This is a genomic window from Streptomyces sp. NPDC015127, from assembly GCF_043080095.1.
Taxonomy (GTDB): Bacteria; Actinomycetota; Actinomycetes; order Streptomycetales; family Streptomycetaceae; genus Streptomyces.
This window is the reverse complement of record NZ_JBIBVE010000024.1, coordinates 1-21,528: the sequence shown is the minus strand read 5'-3', so window position 1 is coordinate 21,528 and position 21,528 is coordinate 1. Positions and strand designations below refer to the sequence as shown.

Genomic DNA, 21,528 nt, shown 5'->3' with positions numbered 1-21,528 from the left:
ATGAGCACCACGAGCACCACGAGCACGACCGCTGTGGCGCGGGTCCCCGAGGCCCGCGCCGCGAGCGGCCGTGCACGCGCCTATCTCCTCCATGCGGCGGGCAAAATCGGCGGCGCGGCGGTGTCGCTGTTCGCCGTGCTCGTCACCAGTTTCTTCCTCTTCCGGATCATCCCGGGCGACCCGGTGAAGGCCATGACCCATGGCGTACCGACGTCGGCGGAGCAACTGGCGACGCTGCGCCGCCAGTTCGGGCTGGACCAGCCGCTGTGGCAGCAGTTCACCGACTACTGCGCCAAGGCCCTGTCGGGTGATCTCGGCATGTCGTACCAGTTCCGCGCGCCCGTCGGCGATCTGATCGCCCAGAAGGTCCCGGCCACGCTGCTGCTGACCGGGGTCGCCGTGGTGATCTACTCGGCGATCGGGCTCTGGCTGGGCACACGCTCGGCCTGGCGGCACGGCGGTCTCGGCGACAAGCTCAACACGGGTGTGGCGCTGACCCTGTGGTCGGTGCCCGCGTTCTGGCTGGGTCTGCTGCTGATCATCGTCTTCTCGGTGGGGATCGGCCCGATTCCCGGCATGTTCCCCACCGGTGGCATGGAGTCGGGCAGCGAGAGCGGCTTCGCGTACGTCGCCGATGTCGCGCACCACATGGTGCTGCCGGTGATCACACTGGTCGCGGTCGGCTACGCGCAGACGCTGCTCGTGATGCGTTCCTCGCTGCTCGACGAGATGGGCAGCGACTACCTGACGACGGCGCGCGCCAAGGGCCTGCGGGACGACTCGGTGCGCCGCCGGCACGCCGTGCCGAACGCGCTGCTGCCCACGGTGACGATGGTCTTCATCAACCTCGGTCATGTGGCGGCCGGTTCGATCCTGGTGGAGACGGTGTTCTCCTGGCCGGGTCTCGGCGGGCTGTTCTACCAGGCGCTCAGCGTGCCCGATCTCCCGCTGGTGCAGGGCCTGTTCGTCGTGTTCGCCGGCGCGATGATCGTGATGAACCTCCTCGCCGACCTGCTGTATCCGCTGCTCGATCCCCGGGTGGGCCGATGACGACGACCCCGGTCGACAAGACCGCACGTTCCGCGACGTCGCTGGCGTGGGCGCGCCGCCGGCACTCGGTCGCCCGCTTCTGGGCTGCGTACCGCACGCACCGCGCCGGACTGTTCGGGCTCGCCGCGCTCGTCCTCATCGCCGCCCTGGCCGTCGCCGCGCCGCTGCTGGTCGGACCGGACGTGCAGAGCGTGACGAACGCGCCCGGCACGGCGCTGGAGGAGCCGAGCGCCGCATTCCCGCTCGGTACGGACCAGTTCGGACGTTCGCTGCTCGGGCTGCTGGTGTGGGGCGCGCGCATCTCGCTGACGGTGGGGTTGCTGGCCGCGGCCCTGTCGGTGGCGATCGGCACCCTCGTCGGCATCGTGGCGGGCCACTACGGCGGCCTGTTCTCCACGGTGGTCATGCGGATCACCGACTGGTTCCTGGTGATGCCGAGCCTGGTGCTCGCGATCGTCCTGGCGACCGTCATGTCCCGGAGCATGTGGACCGTCATCGTCGCCATCGGCGTCGCCAGCTGGCCGACCACGGCCCGCCTGGTACGCGCCCAGACCATCGCCGTCGAGTCCCGCCCGTACATCGAGCGCGCCAAGGCGCTCGGCGGCGGTCACGGGCACATCATGAACCGCCACGTCCTGCCCAATGTGATGCCGCTGGTCCTGGCGCAGACCACCCTCGGCATCTCCAGCGCCATCCTCACCGAGGCGACGCTGGCCTTCCTGGGCCTCGGCGACCCGACGGTCGTCTCCTGGGGCGGCATGCTCCAGGACGCGCGGGAGGCGGGCGCGGTGTCCTCGGGCCACTGGTGGTACCTGGCGCCGCCCGGCATCGCGATCGCGATCGTGGCCCTCGCCTTCACCCTGTGCGGGCGCGCGATCGAGTCCGTGCTCAACCCGAAGCTGGGGGTTGCCCGATGACCGGCCCGAGCCTTCTCGAGGTCAGGAACCTCCAGGTGACCTACGGCTCCGGGGCAGGGGCCGTACCCGCCGTGCGCGGGGTCGACCTCACCCTCGCCGCCGGCCGCAAGCTGGGGGTCGCGGGCGAGTCGGGCTGCGGCAAGTCGACGCTCGCGCTGGCCCTGCTGCGGCTGCTGCCCGCGTCGGCCCGCCTCACCGGAGAGATCCTGCTCGACGGCGAGGACGTGCTGACCATGAAGTGGGGGCGGCTGCGGGCCGTCCGCTGGGCGGGGGCGTCGATCGTCTTCCAGGGCGCGATGCACTCGCTCAACGCGGTGCACCGCGTCGGCGACCAGATCGCCGAGCCGATCCTGCTGCACCGCAGGGCCACCCCGGCCGAGGCGAGGACGCGCGTCGGCGAACTGCTCCAGCACGTGGGTCTGCCGGTCTCGCGCGCCGACGCGTATCCGCACGAGCTGTCCGGCGGGCAGCGCCAGCGGGTGATGATCGCGATGGCGCTGGCCTGCGATCCCCGGCTCATCGTGGCCGACGAGCCGACCACCGCGCTCGACGTAATGATCCAGGCGCAGATCCTGCGGCTCATCGAGCAGTTGGTCGCCGAGAAGGACATCGCCCTGCTGATGATCAGCCACGATCTGGGTGTCCTCGCCGACACCTGCGACGAGCTGGCCGTGATGTACGCGGGCCGGATCGTCGAGGAGGGCCCGGCACGGGCGGTGTACGACGCGGCACGGCACCCGTACGGGCAGGCCCTGTCCGCCGCGTTCCCGCGCATCGGCGACCCGGCGTCGCGCCGTGCCCCGCGCGGCCTGCCGGGCGACCCGCCCGACCCGGCGTCGCTGCCGGGCGGCTGTACGTTCCACCCGCGCTGTCCCGTCGCCGTGGACGCCTGCGCGGACGAGGACCAGGTGCTGGTCCCGGCCGGCGAGGCGCGCCGGGCGGCCTGCCTGCATGTGGGGGCGAAGCAGCTGTGAGCCGTACCGAGGAGCCGAGCATGACCACCACCCCCCTGCTGTCGGCGGCCGGACTGCACGTCGCCTTCCCCGGGCGGCGCGGCCGCCCCACCGCGCGGGCGGTCGACGGAGTCGATCTCGACATCGGTGCGGGCGAGATCGTCGCGCTGGTGGGCGAGTCCGGCTGCGGCAAGACCACGCTCGCCCGTTCGCTGCTCGGTCTCGTGCCGCCGACGTCGGGGCGCGTGACGTTCGGCGGTCAGCCGCTGGACTACGCCTCACGCGCGCTGAAGCGCTACCGCAAGCGGGTCCAGCTGGTGCTCCAGGACCCCAGCGGGTCGCTCAACCCACGGCACACGGTGTACGACGCCGTCGCCGAGGGCCTGCGGATCCACGGGTACGACGGGGACGAGCGGGCGGCCGTCGCCGAGGCGCTCTCCCGGGCGGGGCTGCGTCCGCCGGAGCGGTTCTTCCTGCGCTACCCGCACGAGCTGTCGGGCGGGCAGCGCCAGCGCGTGGTGATCGCGGGGGCGCTGGTGCTGGAGCCCGAACTGATCGTCGCGGACGAGCCGGTGGCGTCACTGGACGCGTCGGTACGCGGGGAGATCCTGGCGCTGCTGCTGCGCCTGCGCGACGAACTGGGCCTGTCCGCGCTGGTGGTGACGCACGATCTGGGCCTGGCGTGGAACATCGCGGACCGGGTGGCGGTGATGTACCTGGGGCGGATCGTGGAGACCGGTCCGGTGGAGGACGTGCTCACGGCGCCCCGGCATCCGTACACGCAGGCGCTGCTGTCGGTGCTGCCGGAGTCGGAGGGCGCACCGGTGGTCCTGACGGGCGAGCCCCCGGACCCGTCAAGGATCCCGGCAGGGTGCCGTTTCCACGCCCGCTGCCAGATCCTGTCCTCGGGCGACGCGGCGCGGGCGGGGGTGGCGGAGCTGTGCCGCACACGGGACCTGCCGGTGCTCCCGAGCGGCCAGGCGGGGGTGGCGTGCCACTGGTCGACGCGCTGAGCCCCGGGGCGCCTGCGCGCCCAGGCCCCCTGCCGGGGGTGCCGGGGACCGGTGATCGCTTCTGAGGACGGGCAGGTGCCACGCACGGTCAGCCAGGGGTCCGAGCCCGGTCAGGGACGCGCGGGGGTCGTGTTCGGGACGTAAAGCGTCGTGAGTCACCGCGACGCAAGTTCGTGAAAGCAGTCCCGGATCGAGCCCCGGAGGGGCCCGACGTTGCGGTCCCGGACCGGGCCACGCCCGAGAAGCCTGGCCGCGCCACGGGGGCGTGGAGCGCACGAACCGGGCCCAGCCCGAGAACCCCTACGGCGATGTCAATTCGCGGCAGCGCTTCACGTCCTCGGCCATCGCCACCAGCAGGGCGTCGATCGAGTCGAACTTCTGCTGGCCCCGCACGAAGGCCAGGAAGTCCACCGTCACGTGCAGCCCGTACAGGTCGAGGCCGACGCGGTCGATCGCGTACGCCTCGACCGTGCGCTCCGTGCCGTCGAACTGCGGGTTCGTGCCGACGGAGATCGCCGCGGGCATGCGCTCGCCGTTCGCCGTGAGCCAGCCCGCGTACACGCCGTCCGCCGGGATCGCGGTGTGCGGCAGGGTCTCCACGTTCGCCGTGGGGAAGCCCAGCTCGCGTCCGCGCTGTGCGCCGCGGACCACGACGCCCTCCACGCGGTGCGGGCGGCCGAGGATCTCGGCGGCGCCCGTCACATCGCCCTCGGCGACCAGGCGGCGGGTCAGGGTCGAGGAGAACGGCTCGCCGCCGCCCGCCTCGCCGGACACGAACAGGTCCACGACCTCGACCTCGTAGTCGTAGGTGGCGCCCAGCTCGGTGAGGAACGCGACGTTCCCGGCGGCCCTGTGGCCGAAGCGGAAGTTCGGGCCCTCGATGACGGCACAGGCGTGCAGCTTGTCGACGAGTACCTTCACGATGAAGTCGGCGGGCGACAGCTTCGAGAACTCGAGGGTGAACGGAAGGATGAGCACCGCGTCGACGCCCAGCTCCGCCATCAGCTCCGCGCGGCGGTGGTGGGGCGCCAGCAGCGGCGGGTGGCTGCCGGGGCGCACGACCTCGCTGGGGTGCGGGTCGAAGGTGACGACGACCGACGGCACGCCCAGCGCGCGCGCCTTCTCCACGGCACGGCCGATGATCAGCTGGTGTCCGCGGTGCACCCCGTCGTAGGAGCCGATGGTGACGACGCTGCGTCCCCAGTCCTCGGGGATGTCCTCCAAGCCACGCCAGCGCTGCACTGTGACCGCTCCTCGCCCGAACCCGTGTACGTCATTAACGATTACGCAGGTCTAAGACTGCCATGCCCGTGGCTCCCGCTCCGCATCGGCTCCTGGCCGGCGGGCGTCCACAGCGTCCCCCAGGTGTGCGGACCGGCCACGAGGGCCCATTCCTCGGGGTCCTCGGCCAGCCATCGGGTGAGCGCGGCGGCGAAGCGGGGCGCGGCCCGGGCGAGCTCCACGAGTCGGCGGTCGAGACGGGCCGCGCCGCCGGGGCTGCGCACCATAAGGAGCCCGGTGCGGTGCACCAGGGACCTGGTCGTGGACGCGTCGCGGTCCCCGCAGCCGAGGGCCACGGTCCGCAGCACGGCGTCGAGCACCTCCAGATCACGGGCCTCGTACTGCTCGTAGCGCAGCAGCACGTCCAGCAGCTCGGTGCGCAGGGAGCGGGAGGCGGGGCTGCCGGGCGCGGCGAGTACGGGTGCGAGTGCGCTGCGTACGCGGGCGGTCCGGCCGCGCAGCAGGCGGGTCACCAGGGGGAAGAGGACGGCGCGGTCAGCACGGTCGGCGGGTCGGTGCTCCAGGCGGTGCTCCACATAGGCGGCGGCGTGCGGTGCTCCGGCGGGCCGGTGGTCGACGTACTCGCAGACCAGGGCGGCGACCGGCCGCGCGGTGGCGGGGCTGGTGGCCCGGGCGAGGACGGCGAGCAGGTCGCCCGTGTCGGTGGCATCGGACCGCAGCAGCCGGGTCCGGAAGGCGGCGAGCACGGGGCCCGGGTGGGTGCCGAGCGCGCCGGTGAAGGCGGTCGGGGGCAGCTGCGGGTCGCCGTCCGCGAAGCGGGTGAGGGCCCGGTCCAGGTGGTGGCCGCGGCTGACGGGGTCGCGGACGAGCAGGGCCAGGGCCGGGCCGCTCAGCGGTCCGGGGCGTGCGAGCAGCGCGGCCGAGGCGCTGCGCAGCAGTTCGCGGTCGGCGTCGGCGGTGATCGTGGCGTCGGCGGCCCGGGCGTGGGCGGCGGCCGCGGCCCTGCGGTCGGGGCGCGGGTCACGGGCCCAGCGGTGGACGGCCCGGCAGTAGGCGGCGGGCTCGTCGTCCGCGAGGACGGCGAGCAGCTCGGCGGCCCGGGGGTGGGCCGTGGCGACGAGGGCCTCGGTGAGGCCGTCGGCGTCATGGCGGCGCCGGGCGTACAGGAGGGCCTGCGCGGCGGCCGAGACGGTGGCCCGCACCGCGCCGTCCGGCGCGGCGGCGAGCGGCGTGTCGTCGGAGAACCACCGGCACAGCAGTGGCTGTACGGCCCGGGGGTCGGCGGCCAGTCGCTCCGCGGCCAGGTCGAGGAAGCGCGGCGCGGCGCGGCCCGCGCCCGGCGCGGGGTCGGCGGGGACGAGACGGCGCAGAAGATCGAGGCGGGACGCCTCCCCGAGCGCCGGCCGGGCCCAGAACGCCGGCCCGAAGTCCTTCCGGTCGGCGGGCACGGCGACGACGCGGCGGGCGAGCAGCCGCAGTACGCCGACGTACGGCTCGGCGTCCGGCACGCGGCACAGCACCTCGGTGAGCAGCCTGACCGCCCACCAACGGGCTTCCCGGTCCGGCTCCGAGGTGTCGACGCGGTCCAACGCTCCGACGAGGGCGGCGAGTTCGTCGACCAGCCGGTCGGGGCCGTGCTGCCGGGCGAGGAGCAGAAGGGCCTGTACGACCGGCCCGGTGCGATGCCGCGGCACGCCCGGTGTCGCGGCCGGCGGGCGGGGGCGTTGGTGCACGAGTGTGCGCAGCGCGGGGCCGAGGTCCAGATGGGCGCCCTGAATCCAGTCGGCGAACTCCTCGTGGGCGAAGCGGTAGCCCGCGCCGGCCGGGACGAGGAGTGCCTCGGCGAGCACGGCGGGCGCCCAGCCGGACGCCCAGGGGAAGAGCTCCTCGAAGGACCGGCGGTCCAGTTCGCCCTGTCCGGGGCCCAGGCAGCGCCGTGCCGCCTCGTGCACCCGGCCGGACACCCGGGCGGCGAGCCGCCGCACCACGGTCCCGCGCGGGGCCGGTGCAGACGCGGCGGCGACCCCGACCGCGATGCGCAGGCAGAGCAGGTCCAGCCAGGCGGTGAAGACCTCCTCGCGCCCCGGGCTGCCGGCCGCCCCCGCGGGCAGGGCCCGCCGCACCTCGGCGAGCAGCCGCAGGGCGAGCGGATGGCGTGCGTCCTGGCCGGCGAGGGCGTGCTCGGGCAGGCCGTACCGCTCCCGCATGAGGCGCGCCTGTTCGCGGCCGAGGTCCCCGATCCGTACGGCCCCGGGCACAGGGGTCCGGTACAGCTGCGCGGCCTCTTCCCAGTGCTCGGGGCCGCAGCCGACGATCAGGTGCACGCCGTGGGCGGCGAGCCAGTCCGCGGTGGCCGGGGCCCACTCGGCGAACCGGTGCGCCAGGGCGGGCGGCATCTCCTCGGGGCCGTCGAGGACGACGAGGAGGGGCCGTCCCGCCGCGCGGGACAGTCGCGCCACCCGCTGCGGGCTGACGCCGCCGAGATGGTCGGTCCCGTCGGCGGCGGCCCGGATGCCGGCCGCGCGGCGCAGGGTGCGGGTCATCGCGTCGGCGACGGAGGTGTCACCGGGGTGCAGGTCCGCGCCCCGCAGCCACAGGGTGGGGGCCGGGTCGGGGCCGTGTGCGCGCCGTGCGGCGAGCGCGGACAGCTCCGTCGTACGCCCCGTGCCGGGTGCGCCGACGAGCCCGAGCACCCCCGGAGCGGACCTGGTGAAGCGCATCAACTCGTCGGCGGTCTCGGGGCGTTCGACGGGGGCGGGCCAGTCGCCCGGTCCTTCGGCGGGTCCTTCGGCGGGTCCTTCGGCGGGTCCGCAGGAGGCGGCGGTGAGTTCGAGGACGGCCGCCAGGTTGAGGTCGTCGCCGTACGCGGGGACGGTGGCGGCGTTGCGCCGCAGCAGCGCGGCGAGTGGTCCGTCCGGCGGACCGGGGCGCAGGGGCCGGGCGACCGCCGCCGCGCGGTGGCCGGGCGGCGGGGGCGCACCGAGGACGGCGAGGACGGCACCGGTGGTGGCGTCCAGCACCGGTCCGCCGGCGGCCGACCGGCCGCGGCGGAGCGCGTCGCTGCCGTCCGTCCCCATGACGAGCTCCAGGGCGCCGGGCTCCGCCGTGTCGTGGGCGGCGCCGAGGACGCGGGCCTCGCGCCAGCCACCCGCCGCGAGCCGTACGTAGGTCCCGGGCGCGACATGCTCCCGGGCGCCGAGGGGCAGCGGGGGCACGGCGAGGCCGGGGGTGCGGAGCAGGGCGAGGCCGAGGCCGGGGAGGCGGGTGACGGCATCGGCCCCGGCGGTGCGGTCGCGGCCGCCGGGTGCCCTGACGAGCACGGTGTCGTGTCCGTCGACGGTCTCGTGACCGGTGACGACCGTCCCCGAGTCGTCGGCGACGAAGCCGGTGCCCAGCGGCTGCCCGGCCAGATCGCAGATCCGTACCAGCGTTGTCGGACTGCCGTGTTCCATGCGGTCGACGGTAGGTCGCCGATGATCAGCGCAGGAGTGCGCGTGACGAAAGCGCCCCCGAGTGCGCCGCCAGGTACTCCGAGCGCCCGCACGATGAGGTGAATCCGGGCGTTACGGCGGACAACCTGTGGGTGGGGGAAGCGAGGGGGACCGTGGCACGGGCAGCGTCACCGCCCGTGCCACGAGGCGCCCGGTCCCTAGGTTCAGGCGAAGACGGCGAGGCTCTTGGCCTTGCCCTTCCGCTCCTCGACCAGGGCCAGGAAGCGCCCGCCGGGACCGAAGACCGCGACCGGCGACCGCTCCTGGGCCGGCATGTCCAGCCGCACCCCGTTGGCCAGCAGTTTCGCCCGCCGCTCGTCCACGTCCCAGCGGGGGAAGGCGGCCGCCGCGGCCTCGGCGATCGGCATCACCGTCAGCTCCTGCTGGAGCTGGTCGAGCGTCTGCGCCGCGTCGATCCCGTAGGGACCGACCCGGGTCCGGCGCAGCGCCGTGAGGTGGCCGCCGACGCCGAGCGAGGCACCGAGGTCGCGGGCGAGCGCCCGGATGTAGGTGCCGGACGAGCAGACGACGGAGACGACGAGGTCGACGACCGTCAGGCCGTCCTCGGTGGTCGCCTCCCGCACGTCGTACACCTGGAACGAGGAGACGGTCACCGGCCGGGCCGGGATGTCGAACTCCTCGCCGCCGCGCACGCGCGCGTACGACCGCTTGCCGTCGATCTTGATGGCGCTGACCTTGGACGGCACCTGCATGATGTCGCCGGTCAGCTCGGCGACGCCCGCGTCGATCGCCTCCCGGGTGACCCCGGAGGCGTCGGCGGAGGACGTGACCTCGCCCTCGGCGTCGTCCGTGACGGTGTTCTGCCCCAGTCGAATGGTGCCGAGGTACTCCTTCTCCGTCAGCGCGAGATGGCCGAGGAGCTTGGTGGCCTTCTCGACGCCGAGCACGAGCACCCCGGTGGCCATGGGGTCGAGCGTCCCCGCGTGCCCCACGCGCCGGGTCCTGGCGATCCCGCGCATCTTGGCGACGACGTCGTGCGAAGTGAAGCCCGACGGCTTGTCGACGATGACAAGTCCGTCGGGCGTCCTGATGTGCTCTGTCATTCCGAGGCTTCGTCCTCGTCCTCGGGCTTGCGGTACGGGTCCGCCTCACCGGCGTACGTGGCGCCGGAGGACGCCTCGCGCACCTTGGCGTCCGAGGCCCGCGCCTTGTCGAGGAGGTCCTCGATCGTCTTGGCGTTCTCCGGGAGCGCGTCGGCCACGAATGTCAGGGTCGGCGTGAACTTGGTGCCCGCCGCCGCGCCGACCGCCGACCGCAGGATGCCCTTGGCGCTCTGCAGTCCGGCCGCGGCGCTGGCCCTGTCCTCGTCGTCGCCGTAGACCGTGTAGAAGACCGTGGCCTCCCGAAGGTCACCGGTGACGCGGGTGTCCGTGATGGTCACGTGCGATCCCAGCCGGGGGTCCTTGATGCCGCGCTGCAGCTTCTCGGCGACCACCTCCCGGATGAGGTCTGCCAGCTTCTTCGCCCGCGCGTTGTCGGCCACTGGTCCTTCTCCCTTTCCTGCTGTGCCTTGCTCATTCAGTCTTCGTCGCTGTGGAGTCTGCGTCTAACCGACAGCAGCTCCACCTCGGGCCGGGCGGCGACGAGGCGCTCGCACCGGTCCAGTACCTCCGTGAGATGTCCTGTGTCGCCGGACACCACCGCGAGGCCGATCTCGGCCCGCCGGTGGAGGTCCTGTTCGCCCACCTCGGCCACGCTCACCGGGTACTTCCGCTGGAGCTCGGCGACGATCGGGCGGACCACGGAGCGCTTCTCCTTCAGCGACCGTACGTCGCCGAGGAGCAGATCGAAGGACAGCGTCCCCACATACATGTGTGTGACCGGATGTCCCGCCGGTTCGGGTTCATGACGCCTGCCAGCGCTTGGCAGGGACCTCCAAACCGTACACGCAACGGCCGGGGCCGATCGACGGAGTTTGTTCCGCCGACCGGCCCCGGAAAGGCTGCGCAGCCGAGCTGTGTCAGCCGCGCGGCTTCTCGCGCATCTCGTACGTCGCGATGACGTCGTCGACCTTGATGTCGTTGAAGTTTCCGAGGTTGATACCGCCCTCGAAGCCTTCGCGGATCTCGGTGACGTCGTCCTTGAAGCGACGCAGGCCCTCGATGTTGAGGTTCTCCGCGATGACCTTGCCGTCGCGGATGAGCCGGGCCTTGGTGTTGCGCTTGACCTCGCCGGAGCGGATGAGAACACCCGCGATGTTGCCCAGCTTGGACGAGCGGAAGACCTCGCGGATCTCCGCCGTACCGAGCTCGACCTCTTCGTACTCCGGCTTCAGCATGCCCTTGAGGGCCGCCTCGATCTCCTCGATGGCCTGGTAGATCACCGAGTAGTACCGGACGTCGACGCCCTCGCGCTCCGCCATCTGCGAGGCACGGCCGGCCGCGCGGACGTTGAAGCCGATGACGATGGCGTCGGAGCCCATCGCCAGGTCGATGTCCGACTCGGTGACCGCACCCACACCGCGGTGCAGCACGCGGATGTCGACCTCTTCGCCGACGTCGAGCTGGAGCAGCGAGGACTCGAGAGCCTCCACCGAACCGGACGCGTCGCCCTTGATGATGAGGTTGAGCTGCTGGACCTCGCCCGCCTTGAGCACCTTGTCGAGGTCCTCGAGGGACACCCGGCGGGTGCGCTTGGCGAACGCGGCGTTGCGCTCACGGGCGGCACGCTTCTCGGCGATCTGACGGGCCGTACGGTCCTCGTCGACCACCAGGAAGTTGTCGCCGGCGCCCGGGACGTTGGTGAGACCGAGGACGAGGACCGGGGTCGACGGACCCGCCTCTTCCACGTTCTCGCCCTTGTCGTCGAGCATCGCGCGGACACGGCCGTACGCGTCACCGGCGACCATCGTGTCACCGACGCGCAGCGTGCCTCGCTGGACCAGGACGGTCGCGACGGCGCCGCGGCCCTTGTCCAGGTGGGCCTCGATCGCGATGCCCTGCGCGTCCTGCTCCGGGTTGGCCCGCAGGTCGAGCGAGGCGTCCGCGGTGAGGACCACGGCCTCCAGCAGGGAGTCGATGTGGAGACCCTGCTTGGCGGAGATGTCGACGAACATGGTGTCGCCGCCGTACTCCTCGGCCACCAGACCGAACTCGGTGAGCTGGCCGCGCACCTTCGTCGGGTCGGCACCCTCGACGTCGATCTTGTTGACCGCGACCACGATCGGCACGTCGGCCGCCTTGGCGTGGTTCAGCGCCTCGATCGTCTGGGGCATCACACCGTCGTTGGCCGCGACCACGAGGATCGCGATGTCGGTGGACTTCGCACCACGGGCACGCATGGCGGTGAACGCCTCGTGACCCGGGGTGTCGATGAACGTGATCGCCCGCTCTTCGCCGTTGACCTCGGTCGCGACCTGGTAGGCACCGATGTGCTGGGTGATGCCACCGGCCTCGCCCGCGACGACGTTCGTCTTGCGGATCGCGTCGAGCAGTCGGGTCTTACCGTGGTCGACGTGACCCATGACGGTCACCACCGGCGGACGCGAGACCAGGGCCTCGTCGCCGCCCTCGTCCTCGCCGAACTCGATGTCGAAGGACTCGAGAAGCTCGCGGTCCTCCTCCTCCGGGCTGACGATCTGGACGGTGTAGTTCATCTCGTCGCCGAGAAGCTGCAGCGTCTCGTCCGAGACGGACTGCGTGGCCGTGACCATCTCGCCGAGGTTCATCATGACCGCGACGAGCGACGCCGGGTTGGCGTTGATCTTCTCCGCGAAGTCGGTGAGCGACGCACCGCGCGACAGGCGAATGGTCTCGCCGTTGCCGCGAGGCAGCATCACGCCGCCGACCGACGGGGCCTGCATGGCCTCGTACTCCTGGCGCCTCTGCCGCTTCGACTTGCGACCGCGACGCGCCGGACCGCCGGGACGGCCGAAGGCACCCTGCGTGCCACCACGGCCACCGGGACCGCCGGGACGTCCGCCGAAGCCGGGACGACCGCCGCCGAAGCCGCCGCCGCCGCCACCGGGGCCACCGCCACCGGGACGACCGGCGAAACCGCCGCCGCCACCGGGACGACCGCCGCCGCCGGGACCTGCCGGACGGCCGGCGAAGCCGCCGCCGGGACGACCGGCACCGCCGCCGGGACGACCGGCACCGCCGCCGGGACCACGGCCGCCGCCGCCCCCACCGGGACCGCCACCAGGACGGGGACCGGCAGCAGGGCGCTGCGGCATCATGCCGGGATTCGGCCGGTTACCGGCCGGACCGCCGCCAGGACGCGGGGCCTGCGGACGGGGCATGCCGCCCGGAGTCGGGCGGGCACCGCCGGGACCCTGAGGCCTCCCAGAGGGACCGGAGTGCGCGCCGCCGGGGCCGCCCTGCGGACGCGGGGCACCAGGAACGGCACCGCCGCCGGGGCGCGGAGCGCCACCCGGACGGGGCGCCTGCGGGCGCGCCATACCGGTGGAGCCGCCGGAGGTGAAGGGATTGTTGCCCGGACGCGGACCGGCCGGACGGCCACCCGGGCGCGGGGCGCCGGTGCCGCCGGCGGGACGCGCCGGACGCTCGCCACCACGACCGCCGTCACGCTGACCGCCGGCCGGAGCCGGGCGGCCGGGGCCACCGGCCGGACGCGGTCCGGGGGTGGCACCCGCGGGGCGCTGGGCCTGCGGGGTGCTGGGCTGTGCCGGGGCCGGAGCCGAGAACTCGGCAGCGGGCACCGGAGCCGCCGGGGCGGGCTTGGCCGGTGCGGGCTTGGGACCCGGAGTCGGACGCGGGCCGGGGGCCGGCGTCGCGGGCTTCTCTGCCACCGGAGGCTTCGGCGCGGGGGCACCGGGCTTGGGGGTGGCGGGACGTGCCGCCTGCGCCGGGGAGGGCGCGGCAGGCTTGGACGGCGTCGCCTTGCGGGGCGCGCCGGGCTTGGCTGCGGTCTTGCCGGCGTTACCGCCGGGACCCTGCAGCGCGTCAGTCAACTTGCGTACAACCGGCGCCTCGATCGTCGAGGACGCCGAACGGACGAATTCACCGAGTTCTTGGAGCTTGGCCATGACGACCTTGCTCTCCACGCCGAACTCCTTGGCGAGTTCGTATACCCGGACCTTAGCCACTTCGCTCCTTTTAGGTCCGGGTTACCGCCGGACCGTCGCTACTTCATGGGCGTACTCATCGCGTACTCATCGAGTGCTCATCGCAATCTCGACCTACTTCCAACTCGCGAGGTACCTGACCGCACGGTGTTCCGTGCCGTACTTCTCTTTCTTACGGTGCTGCCTGCTCGACGTACCGCCGGACGTCGGCGGTATCGAGCGGTCCCTTGACCCGGAAGGCCCTCGGGAACGCCCGGCGGCGGACCGCCAGGTCGATACAGACCAAGGCGGGGTGCACGTACGCACCCCGGCCGGGCAGCGTACCGCGATCATCGGGGACGCACTCGTCCTCGATCACCACGATGCGCAGCAGATCGTTCTTGGCCGCTCGCTCCCGGCATCCCACACAGGTTCGCTCAGGGCACACGCGGGCATGCGTCCGGCCAGACACGCTTAAGTCTACCTCCCCGCACCGACCTCACCCCTTTGGGGCAAAAATCGAACGGTTGTTGTCCTGATCCGCGTGAGACCCGACTCATGCCAACGGGACCGCACGCCGATTCATTCCTCAGTCCTGGTCGGAGGTGTGCTCCGTGTCGGGACGGATGTCGATGCGCCAGCCGGTCAGGCGCGCGGCGAGGCGGGCGTTCTGCCCCTCCTTGCCGATCGCCAGCGACAGCTGGTAGTCCGGGACGGTGACGCGGGCGGAGCGGGCGCCGAGGTCGACGATCTCCACCTTGCTCACCCGGGCCGGCGACAGGGCGTTCGCCACCATCTCGGCCGGGTCGTCCGACCAGTCGACGATGTCGATCTTCTCGCCGTGCAGTTCGGCCATCACATTGCGCACCCGGCCGCCCATCGGGCCGATGCAGGCGCCCTTGGCGTTCAGGCCGGAACGGGTGGAGCGGACCGCGATCTTGGTGCGGTGACCGGCCTCACGGGCGATCGCCGCGATCTCGACGCTGCCGTCGGCGATCTCCGGGACCTCCAGCGCGAACAGCTTCTTCACCAGGTTCGGGTGGGTGCGCGACAGCGTCACGGACGGGCCGCGCACGCCCTTGGCGACCCGGACCACATAGGTGCGCAGGCGCAGGCCGTGGGTGTACTCCTCGCCCGGCACCTGTTCCTGCACGGGCAGGATCGCCTCGAGCTTGTCGTCCAGCTTGACCAGGACGTTCTTCGGGTCCTTGCCCTGCTGCACCTGCCCCGCGACGACATCGCCCTCACGCCGGGCGTACTCGCCGAAGGTGACGTCGTTCTCCGCGTCCCGCAGCCGCTGCTGGATGACCTGGCGGGCGGTGCTCGCCGCGATCCGGCCGAAGTCCGACGGCGTGTCGTCGAACTCCTTGGGCTCCTGGCCCTCCTCCAGATCGGCCGGGTCCTCCTTGGCCCACACGGTCACGTGGCCGGTCTGCCGGTCGAGCACCACACGGGCGTGCCTGCGGCTGCCCTCGGTGCGGTGGTACGCGATGAGGAGGGCCGACTCGATGGCCTCGACCAGCAGGTCGAAGGCGATCTCCTTCTCCTGTGCCAAGCCCCTCAGGAGCTTCACATCGATGTCCATGGCTACGCCTCCTCTTCCTTCTCGTCCTTCTCGCCTTGCTTGTCCTTGCGGCTGAACTCGATCTCGACGCGCGCCTTGGCGATGTCGTCGAACGCGACCCGGCGGGCGGTGGGCCTGCGCCCCTTCACGCCCGGGATCTCGAGGTCGAGCCCTTCGTCGTCCACGGTGAGGATGCGGGCGACCAGATCCCCGCCCTCGCGCAGCTGCAGCTTGACCAGGCGGCCGGTGGCGCGCACGTAGTGGCGGTGCTGGGTGAGGGGACGGTCGGCGCCCGGGGAGCTGACTTCGAGGACGTACTCGCCCTCGCCCATCGCGTCCGTCTCGTCCAGCTTCTCGGAGAGGGAGCGGCTCAGCTCGGCGCAGGCATCCAGTTCCACGCCGTCGTCGGAGTCGACGATGATCCTCAGCGTGCGGCGCCGGCCCGCCCGGGAGACCTCGATCTCTTCCAGATCCAGGTCGGCGGCGGTGACGAGCGGCTCCAGCAGCCCGCGCAGCCTCTCGCTCTGGGTGGTGCTCATCCGGGTGACTCCTCGGCCGCGTGTGCTGTTGTGGGATCGTCGCGTGTCGAAGGAAAGGGTATCCGGTCCCGGAGGGTGTTGCCGTCCACGGCCGTCGGACCCGCGGGTACGCTCGCCTGCGGCGATGATCACCGACAGGGCCGAGGAGACAGGCGTGGGGCGCACCGGGACGACGCGACGACGCGCGCTGCTGGCGACGGGTGCGGTCGCCGCCGCGGTGGTGACCGGCTGTTCCGGCGACACCTCCGGGGACCGGCCCGCCGGCCGCCCGGCCGCCGATCCGGCACGGGCCGAGAAGGCGCTGCGCCGACGGCTCACGGCCCGTAGCCAGGCGCTGCTGGACGAATACGACGCCGTGATCGCCCGCCATCCCTCGCTCGCCGACCGGCTGACGCCGCTGCGCACGGACGTGGCCGCGCATGTCGCGGCCCTCGCGGGCACCGGGCCCTCACCTGCGGTGCCGGCGACGCCGTCGCCCTCGGGCACCGGCTCCGTGGTGGCCGGCGGGCCGGACCCGGGCGAGCCCGACGCCGCGCTGAAGGCGCTCGCCGCGGCCGAGCGGCGCACGTCCGACGAGCACACCGCGTCCCTGCCGGACGCGGAACCGGAGCTGGCCCGGCTGCTGGCGTCGGTCGCCGCCGCCGGAGCGGCCCATGCGTACTTGCTGACGAAGGGGGACGCGCGATGAGCGCGGTGGACGCCGTACAGGCCGCGCTCGCGGCGGAGCACGCCGCGGTCTACGGGTACGGGGTCGTCGGCGGCCGCATCGACGACGAGCGCGCCGCCGAGGCTGCCGCCGCCCTTGCCGCGCACCGGGCCCGCCGGGACGCGCTCGCGCGCACGGCACGGGACCTCGGCGCCGAACCGGTCGTCGCCGCTGCCGCCTACGCCCTGCCCTTCGCGGTGCCCGATTCCGCGGCGGCGGTGCGGCTCGCGGCCGAGCTGGAGGAGCGGGTCGCGGGCGTGTGCTCCGACCTCGTACGGGCGGCCGAGGGACCGCTGCGGCTGGAGGCCGCGGCGGCGCTGCGCGAGGCGGCGGTCCGTGCCGTGCGCTGGCGTGGCAGCGGCGTAGCCTTTCCTGGGCTCGCCGAGCGGGCCGCCGGCCGATAGCGGCTGACCTCACCTGCAATCGGCCGAACCGGAAAGGGAACGCACCACGTATGGCTTTCGAACCGCCGCAGCGGCTGGTCCGGGCACTCGGGGAGAACGACGAGTGGCTCGGGCAGCTGCCCAGGACCGCCCAGGAGGCGGTGGACCGGCGGAAGCTGGACGTCGAACGGGTGGTCGTGCCGGGCGGCCGCAGCGCTCTCGTCCTGCTCGTACGCCGGTCCGACGGCGTGCCCGCCGCGCTGAAGCTCGCCCCGCCCGCCGCCGAGCCCGCCCTGGAGCGGGCGGCGCTCGCGCACTGGAACGGATGGGGCGCGGTGCGTCTGCTGGACGAGGCCGACGAGAACCACGCGAACGGGGACGGCCTGCTCCTGGAGCGGCTGCAGCCCGATGTCTCGCTGCGGTCGCTGCCGGAGGCGAAGGCGCTGCTGGAGGCTGCCGGAACGGTTCGGCGGCTGTGGGTGGAGCCGCCGGCGGGGCACGGTTTCGAGACGGCGGCCGAGCGCACGGGGCGGCAGGCACAGGCGATGCGGGCCCGCGCTGCCGACGAGCCGCTCGTCGCGGAGGCTCTGGCGGTGCGGGAGGAGCTGGTGGCGCTCCCGCCCGAACTCCTCCTGCTGCACGGCAACTTCCGCCAGGGCAAGGTGCTGGCGGGTGAGCGCACGCCGTGGCTCGCGGTGGGCCCGGAGCCGGTGGTGGGCGAACGCGCCTACGACCTGGCGCGCCTGGTCCGCGACCGGGTCGAGGACCTGGTGGCCGCATCCGGGGGCGCGTCGTCGGCCCGCCGCCGGGTGAACAGGCTGGCGGACTCGCTTGAAGTGGACCGCGACCGGCTGCGGGGCTGGACGCTGTTCCGCGCGGTCGAATCTGGCACCCGCGCGATGGCTGCGGGCCGCCGCGCGGAGGGTGAGATGGCGCTGGAGTTCGCGAGCTGGCTGTAGGGCCCCTCAAGCGCCGGCGGGGCTGACATTTGTCAGCCCGTAGGGGAGCTTGAGGACACCGCGCGAAGCGCGGTACGGGTCCGGGCGGAGCCCGGTTCGGGATGGGGGCACCTCCCACGGCCGCCAGGCCGTAGGGGGAGGGCGGGTAGGGGAACGGCCCGCCGCAGGCGCCACACGCCACCGCAGCGGGCCCCGCCCCGACGCGCGCTACGCGCGCAGGCGCGCCACCGCGTCCGCCACCGGGAGCTCCTCGCGCTCGCCCGTGCGGCGGTCCTTCAGCTCCACGATGCCCTCCGCCGAGCGGCGGCCGGCGACCAGGATCTTGGGGACGCCGATCAGCTCCGCGTCCGTGAACTTCACGCCCGGGGAGACGCCCGCCCGGTCGTCGACCAGCACGCGCAGACCCGCGGCGCCCAGCTGCTCCGCGACGTCGAGGGCCAGCTCCGTCTGCAGGGCCTTGCCGGCCGCGACCACGTGGACGTCCGCGGGCGCGATCTCGGCCGGCCAGCACAGGCCCTGCTCGTCGGCGGTCTGCTCGGCGAGCGCCGCGACCGCGCGGGAGACGCCGATGCCGTACGAGCCCATGGTCACGCGGACCGGCTTGCCGTTCTGGCCGAGCACGTCGAGCTGGAACGCGTCGGCGTACTTGCGGCCCAGCTGGAAGATGTGGCCGATCTCGATCGCGCGGTCCAGCTTCAGGCCGGTGGCGCACTTCGGGCAGGGGTCGCCCTCCTCGACCACGACGACGTCCAGGTACTCGTCGACCTCGAAGTCCCGGCCCGCGACGACGTTCTTCGCGTGGAAGCCGTGCTTGTTCGCACCGGTGATCCACGCCGTGCCGGGCGCGACGCGCGGGTCGGCGATGTAGCGGACCTTCTCCAGGCCCTGCGGGCCGACGTAGCCGCGGACCAGGTCCGGGCGGCCCACGAAGTCGTCGGCGGTGACCAGGTCGACGGTCGCCGGGGCCAGGTGGTCGCCCAGCTTGCCGAGGTCGACCTCACGGTTGCCGGGGACGCCCACCGCGACGATCTCGCCGTCGACCTTGACGAGGAGGTTCTTGAGGGTCGCCGACGCCGGGACGCCCAGGTGCTCGGCGAGCGTCTCGATGGTCGGGGTGTCGGGGGTGTCCAGCTCCTCGACCGGGCCGTGGGCCGCGCCGTCGGCGGGCGCGAGCGCGAAGGTGACGGCCTCGGTGTTGGCGGCGTAGTCGCAGGAGGGGCAGTAGACGAAGGTGTCCTCACCGGCCGCGGCGGGCGCCAGGAACTCCTCGGACGCGGAGCCGCCCATCGCCCCCGACACCGCGGAGACGATCTTGTGCTCGAGCCCGAGCCGCTCGAAGATCTTCACGTACGCCTCGCGGTGCAGGGCGTAGGACTCGGCGAGGCCCTCGTCGGAGGTGTCGAAGGAGTACGAGTCCTTCATCTGGAACTCGCGGCCGCGCAGGATGCCCGAGCGCGGACGGGCCTCGTCGCGGTACTTCGTCTGGATCTGGTAGAGGATCACCGGCAGGTCCTTGTAGGACGTGCACTGGTCCTTGACCAGCTGGGTGAAGATCTCCTCGTGGGTGGGACCGAGCAGGTAGTCGGCGCCCTTGCGGTCCTTGAGGCGGAACAGCTCGGCGCCGTACTCCTCCCAGCGGCCCGTCGCCTCGTACGGCTCCTTGGGCAGCAGGGCCGGCAGCAGGACCTCCTGGGCGCCGATGGCGTCCATCTCCTCGCGCACGACGCGGGCGACGTTCTCCAGGACGCGCTTGCCCAGCGGCAGCCAGGACCAGATGCCCGCGGCGTTGCGGCGGACGTAACCGGCACGGACGAGGAGCTTGTGGCTGAGCGTCTCCGCGTCCGCCGGGTCGTCGCGCAGTGTCTTGACCATCAGACGGGACATGCGCTGGACCTGGGCCATGGTGAACTCCTGCTCGGAACGTGTGATGTGCAGGAGGTTAGCCGGGCGGCACCGGCAGGCGGAAATCAGTTGCCGCGCAGGAGCGGCAGCGGGGCGCCCATCACGGCGTACGGACTGGGCGCGCTCGGGAACAGCACGCGCTCGGCGAGGTCCCGGTAGCCGAGCCTGCGGTACAGGCGGCGGGCGGGACTCTCGGTGTCGATGGCGGACAGGATGGAGCGCGGCTGGTCGGCTTCGTCGGTGAGGTTGGTGATCAGCGCGCGGCCGATCCCGCGGGCCTGGAAGCCGGGGTGGACGTGCAGTTCGGTGATGACGAAGGAGTCGTCCAGCCAGTCGTCGTTGCCGTTGCGGCGCAGGTACGGCTCCACGACGGTGGACCACCAGTGGCCGCGGTCGTTGGGCATGCCGTAGACGAACCCGACGAGCCTGTCCTCCGCGGTGGTCGCACCGAGCGCGCGGGCGCCCGGGTTGGTCAGGTGCCGCAGCACGATGTAGCGGCGGATGTCGATCTCTTCGTGGCTGAGCCCGAAGGCCAGTGCCTGGACGGCGAGGGCCTCGTCGACCCGTGCCGTCAGGTCGAGCGGTCCGATGACGACGTCGGGATCTGCTGCCATGGGCGCACCCTACTGGCCGGGCCTTCGGTTCAGAACAGCACGCTCATGAAGGCGCCGACCTCGCGGAAGCCGACCCGGCGGTAGGCCGCTCTGGCCGCGGTGTTGTAGTCGTTCACGTACAGGCTCACGACGGGCGAGACGTCCGCGAGCGCGTAGCGCAGGACGGTCGCCATGCCCGTCTCGGACAGTCCGCGGCCGCGGTATTCGGGCGCGACCCACACGCCCTGGATCTGGCACGCCTTGGGGGTCGCGGCGCCGATCTCGGCCTTGAAGACGACCTTCCCGTCCTCGATGCGCGCGAACGCGCGGCCGGTGCCGACGAGTTCGGCGACGCGGGCCTGGTAGAGCAGGCCGCCGTCACCGGCCATCGGCGAGACACCGACCTCCTCGGTGAACATCGCCACGCACGCCGGCATGATCACGTCCATCTCGTCCTTGCGGATGCGGCGGACGTACGGGTCGGGCTCGATGTCGTCGGGAACCCGGTCGGTGACCATGAGCGGCTGGTGGGCGCGGACGTCCCTGGCGGGTCCCCAGCTCGGTTCGAGCAGGCGCCACAGGGCGGCGGTGGGTTCGGCGGGGCCAACGATGGACGAGCAGCGGCGGCCGGTCCTGCGGGCCCGGTCGGCGAAGGCGCGCACGGCTTCGGGCGTGGCACAGACGGGAACGAGGTTGGCGCCGGAGTAGCAGAGGGAGCGCAGCTGCCCGTCCGCGTACCAGCCCCACATCTCGCCGCCGAGACGCCAGGGGTCGAGACCGGCGACCTGGACCCGGGCGGTGACGAAAGCATTCGTCACGGGGTCGCTCTCGAGGATGGCGAGCGCTGCGCCGAGTTCGCCGGGGTCGAGGACCCGGGTGGTGGTCTGCGTCAACACGAGGGGCCTCACCATGCGGTTTGCTGATTCTCGCACTGTACCTGCCGCCTCGCTGCCGTGTCCGGTCCCGGGAAACGGACCGGCCTCCGACGGGGCCGGCCTCCGACGGGACCGGCCTCGGACGCCGGTGGGGGCCGGGGACGGAGCGAGGCCCCGCCTCCCCCATGGGGGCGGCGGGGCCTCGGGAGCGGGCGGGTGCGTCAGCCGGCGATGGAGATCTGGGGCTCGCCGGAGGCGACGCCGTCCTTCTCCATCTGCTCGGCGATCTTCATCGCCTCGTCGATCAGCGTCTCG

19 protein-coding genes are annotated in these 21,528 nt (G+C 73.1%); 7 read left to right on the top strand and 12 right to left on the bottom strand.

Annotated elements, in window-relative coordinates; translation table 11 throughout:
• From ACF08N_RS33195 to ACF08N_RS33180, 4 genes are read left to right on the top strand one after another with little or no spacing between them, the layout of a single operon-like run.
• The gene (locus ACF08N_RS33195; protein ID WP_392328439.1) at positions 1-1,050 is read left to right on the top strand and encodes an ABC transporter permease; all 1,050 of its coding nucleotides are present in this window, start codon (positions 1-3) and stop codon (positions 1,048-1,050) included.
• A complete protein-coding gene (locus ACF08N_RS33190) occupies positions 1,047-1,967 on the top strand; it encodes an ABC transporter permease (protein ID WP_392328438.1) in 921 nt (306 codons plus the stop codon). Before ACF08N_RS33195 ends, ACF08N_RS33190 begins: the two co-directional genes overlap by 4 nt.
• Positions 1,964-2,941, top strand: a complete 978-nt coding sequence (locus ACF08N_RS33185) for an ABC transporter ATP-binding protein (protein WP_392328437.1) — start codon at positions 1,964-1,966, stop codon at positions 2,939-2,941. The genes ACF08N_RS33190 and ACF08N_RS33185 overlap by 4 nt, the downstream gene beginning before the upstream one ends.
• A gap of 20 nt (positions 2,942-2,961) precedes the next feature.
• Positions 2,962-3,933 (top strand): ABC transporter ATP-binding protein, encoded by a 972-nt coding sequence (locus tag ACF08N_RS33180; RefSeq protein ID WP_392328436.1) that lies wholly within the window; start codon positions 2,962-2,964, stop codon positions 3,931-3,933.
• A 300-nt stretch (positions 3,934-4,233) separates the two neighbouring features.
• Here the strand turns inward: ACF08N_RS33180 and ACF08N_RS33175 are convergent, their stop codons facing one another.
• The 9 genes from ACF08N_RS33175 to rimP all read right to left on the bottom strand — a co-directional run bounded on the left by ACF08N_RS33175 (position 4,234) and on the right by rimP (position 15,795).
• Positions 4,234-5,175, bottom strand: coding sequence for a bifunctional riboflavin kinase/FAD synthetase (locus tag ACF08N_RS33175; RefSeq protein ID WP_392328435.1), 942 nt, complete (start codon positions 5,173-5,175; stop codon positions 4,234-4,236).
• Positions 5,176-5,216: 41 nt separating this feature from the next.
• The gene (locus tag ACF08N_RS33170) at positions 5,217-8,627 is read right to left on the bottom strand and encodes a trypsin-like peptidase domain-containing protein (protein ID WP_392328434.1); all 3,411 of its coding nucleotides are present in this window, start codon (positions 8,625-8,627) and stop codon (positions 5,217-5,219) included.
• A 203-nt stretch (positions 8,628-8,830) separates the two neighbouring features.
• Positions 8,831-9,730 (bottom strand): tRNA pseudouridine(55) synthase TruB, encoded by a 900-nt coding sequence (gene truB, locus ACF08N_RS33165; RefSeq protein WP_392328433.1) that lies wholly within the window; start codon positions 9,728-9,730, stop codon positions 8,831-8,833.
• Positions 9,727-10,170 (bottom strand): 30S ribosome-binding factor RbfA, encoded by a 444-nt coding sequence (rbfA, locus tag ACF08N_RS33160; RefSeq protein ID WP_392328432.1) that lies wholly within the window; start codon positions 10,168-10,170, stop codon positions 9,727-9,729. Before rbfA ends, truB begins: the two co-directional genes overlap by 4 nt.
• A 35-nt stretch (positions 10,171-10,205) precedes the next feature.
• Positions 10,206-10,499, bottom strand: coding sequence for a DUF503 domain-containing protein (locus ACF08N_RS33155; protein ID WP_392328431.1), 294 nt, complete (start codon positions 10,497-10,499; stop codon positions 10,206-10,208).
• Positions 10,500-10,647: 148 nt separating this feature from the next.
• Positions 10,648-13,734: a translation initiation factor IF-2 gene (gene infB, locus ACF08N_RS33150; RefSeq protein WP_392328430.1), complete on the bottom strand. Its 3,087-nt coding sequence runs from the start codon at positions 13,732-13,734 to the stop codon at positions 10,648-10,650.
• Positions 13,735-13,885: 151 nt separating this feature from the next.
• Positions 13,886-14,164 (bottom strand): YlxR family protein, encoded by a 279-nt coding sequence (locus ACF08N_RS33145; RefSeq protein WP_392328429.1) that lies wholly within the window; start codon positions 14,162-14,164, stop codon positions 13,886-13,888.
• 117 nt (positions 14,165-14,281) lie between these two features.
• The gene (gene nusA, locus ACF08N_RS33140; protein WP_392328428.1) at positions 14,282-15,277 is read right to left on the bottom strand and encodes a transcription termination factor NusA; all 996 of its coding nucleotides are present in this window, start codon (positions 15,275-15,277) and stop codon (positions 14,282-14,284) included.
• A gap of 2 nt (positions 15,278-15,279) precedes the next feature.
• Positions 15,280-15,795: a ribosome maturation factor RimP gene (rimP, locus tag ACF08N_RS33135; RefSeq protein ID WP_392328427.1), complete on the bottom strand. Its 516-nt coding sequence runs from the start codon at positions 15,793-15,795 to the stop codon at positions 15,280-15,282.
• A 124-nt stretch (positions 15,796-15,919) separates the two neighbouring features.
• Here rimP and ACF08N_RS33130 point away from each other — a divergent pair, with 124 nt between their 5' ends.
• Genes ACF08N_RS33130 through ACF08N_RS33120 form a run of 3 tightly spaced genes read left to right on the top strand, consistent with a single transcriptional unit; the run spans position 15,920 to position 17,843 of the window.
• On the top strand, positions 15,920-16,483 hold the full coding sequence (locus tag ACF08N_RS33130) for a hypothetical protein (protein ID WP_392328426.1): 564 nt from the start codon (positions 15,920-15,922) through the stop codon (positions 16,481-16,483).
• Positions 16,480-16,905, top strand: coding sequence for a DUF4439 domain-containing protein (locus tag ACF08N_RS33125; protein ID WP_392328425.1), 426 nt, complete (start codon positions 16,480-16,482; stop codon positions 16,903-16,905). Before ACF08N_RS33130 ends, ACF08N_RS33125 begins: the two co-directional genes overlap by 4 nt.
• A gap of 50 nt (positions 16,906-16,955) precedes the next feature.
• Positions 16,956-17,843: an aminoglycoside phosphotransferase family protein gene (locus tag ACF08N_RS33120; RefSeq protein WP_392328424.1), complete on the top strand. Its 888-nt coding sequence runs from the start codon at positions 16,956-16,958 to the stop codon at positions 17,841-17,843.
• A 207-nt stretch (positions 17,844-18,050) separates the two neighbouring features.
• Here ACF08N_RS33120 and ACF08N_RS33115 read toward each other — a convergent pair whose 3' ends face one another.
• The 3 genes from ACF08N_RS33115 to ACF08N_RS33105 all read right to left on the bottom strand — a co-directional run bounded on the left by ACF08N_RS33115 (position 18,051) and on the right by ACF08N_RS33105 (position 21,249).
• Positions 18,051-19,745 (bottom strand): proline--tRNA ligase, encoded by a 1,695-nt coding sequence (locus tag ACF08N_RS33115; protein WP_392328423.1) that lies wholly within the window; start codon positions 19,743-19,745, stop codon positions 18,051-18,053.
• Between the two features lie 65 nt (positions 19,746-19,810).
• The gene (locus ACF08N_RS33110; RefSeq protein ID WP_392328422.1) at positions 19,811-20,359 is read right to left on the bottom strand and encodes a GNAT family N-acetyltransferase; all 549 of its coding nucleotides are present in this window, start codon (positions 20,357-20,359) and stop codon (positions 19,811-19,813) included.
• Between the two features lie 29 nt (positions 20,360-20,388).
• Positions 20,389-21,249 carry a GNAT family N-acetyltransferase gene (locus ACF08N_RS33105; protein ID WP_392328421.1) on the bottom strand — a complete coding sequence of 287 codons (861 nt, stop codon included), beginning with the start codon at positions 21,247-21,249 and terminating at the stop codon, positions 20,389-20,391.
• Positions 21,250-21,528: the final 279 nt, after the last annotated feature.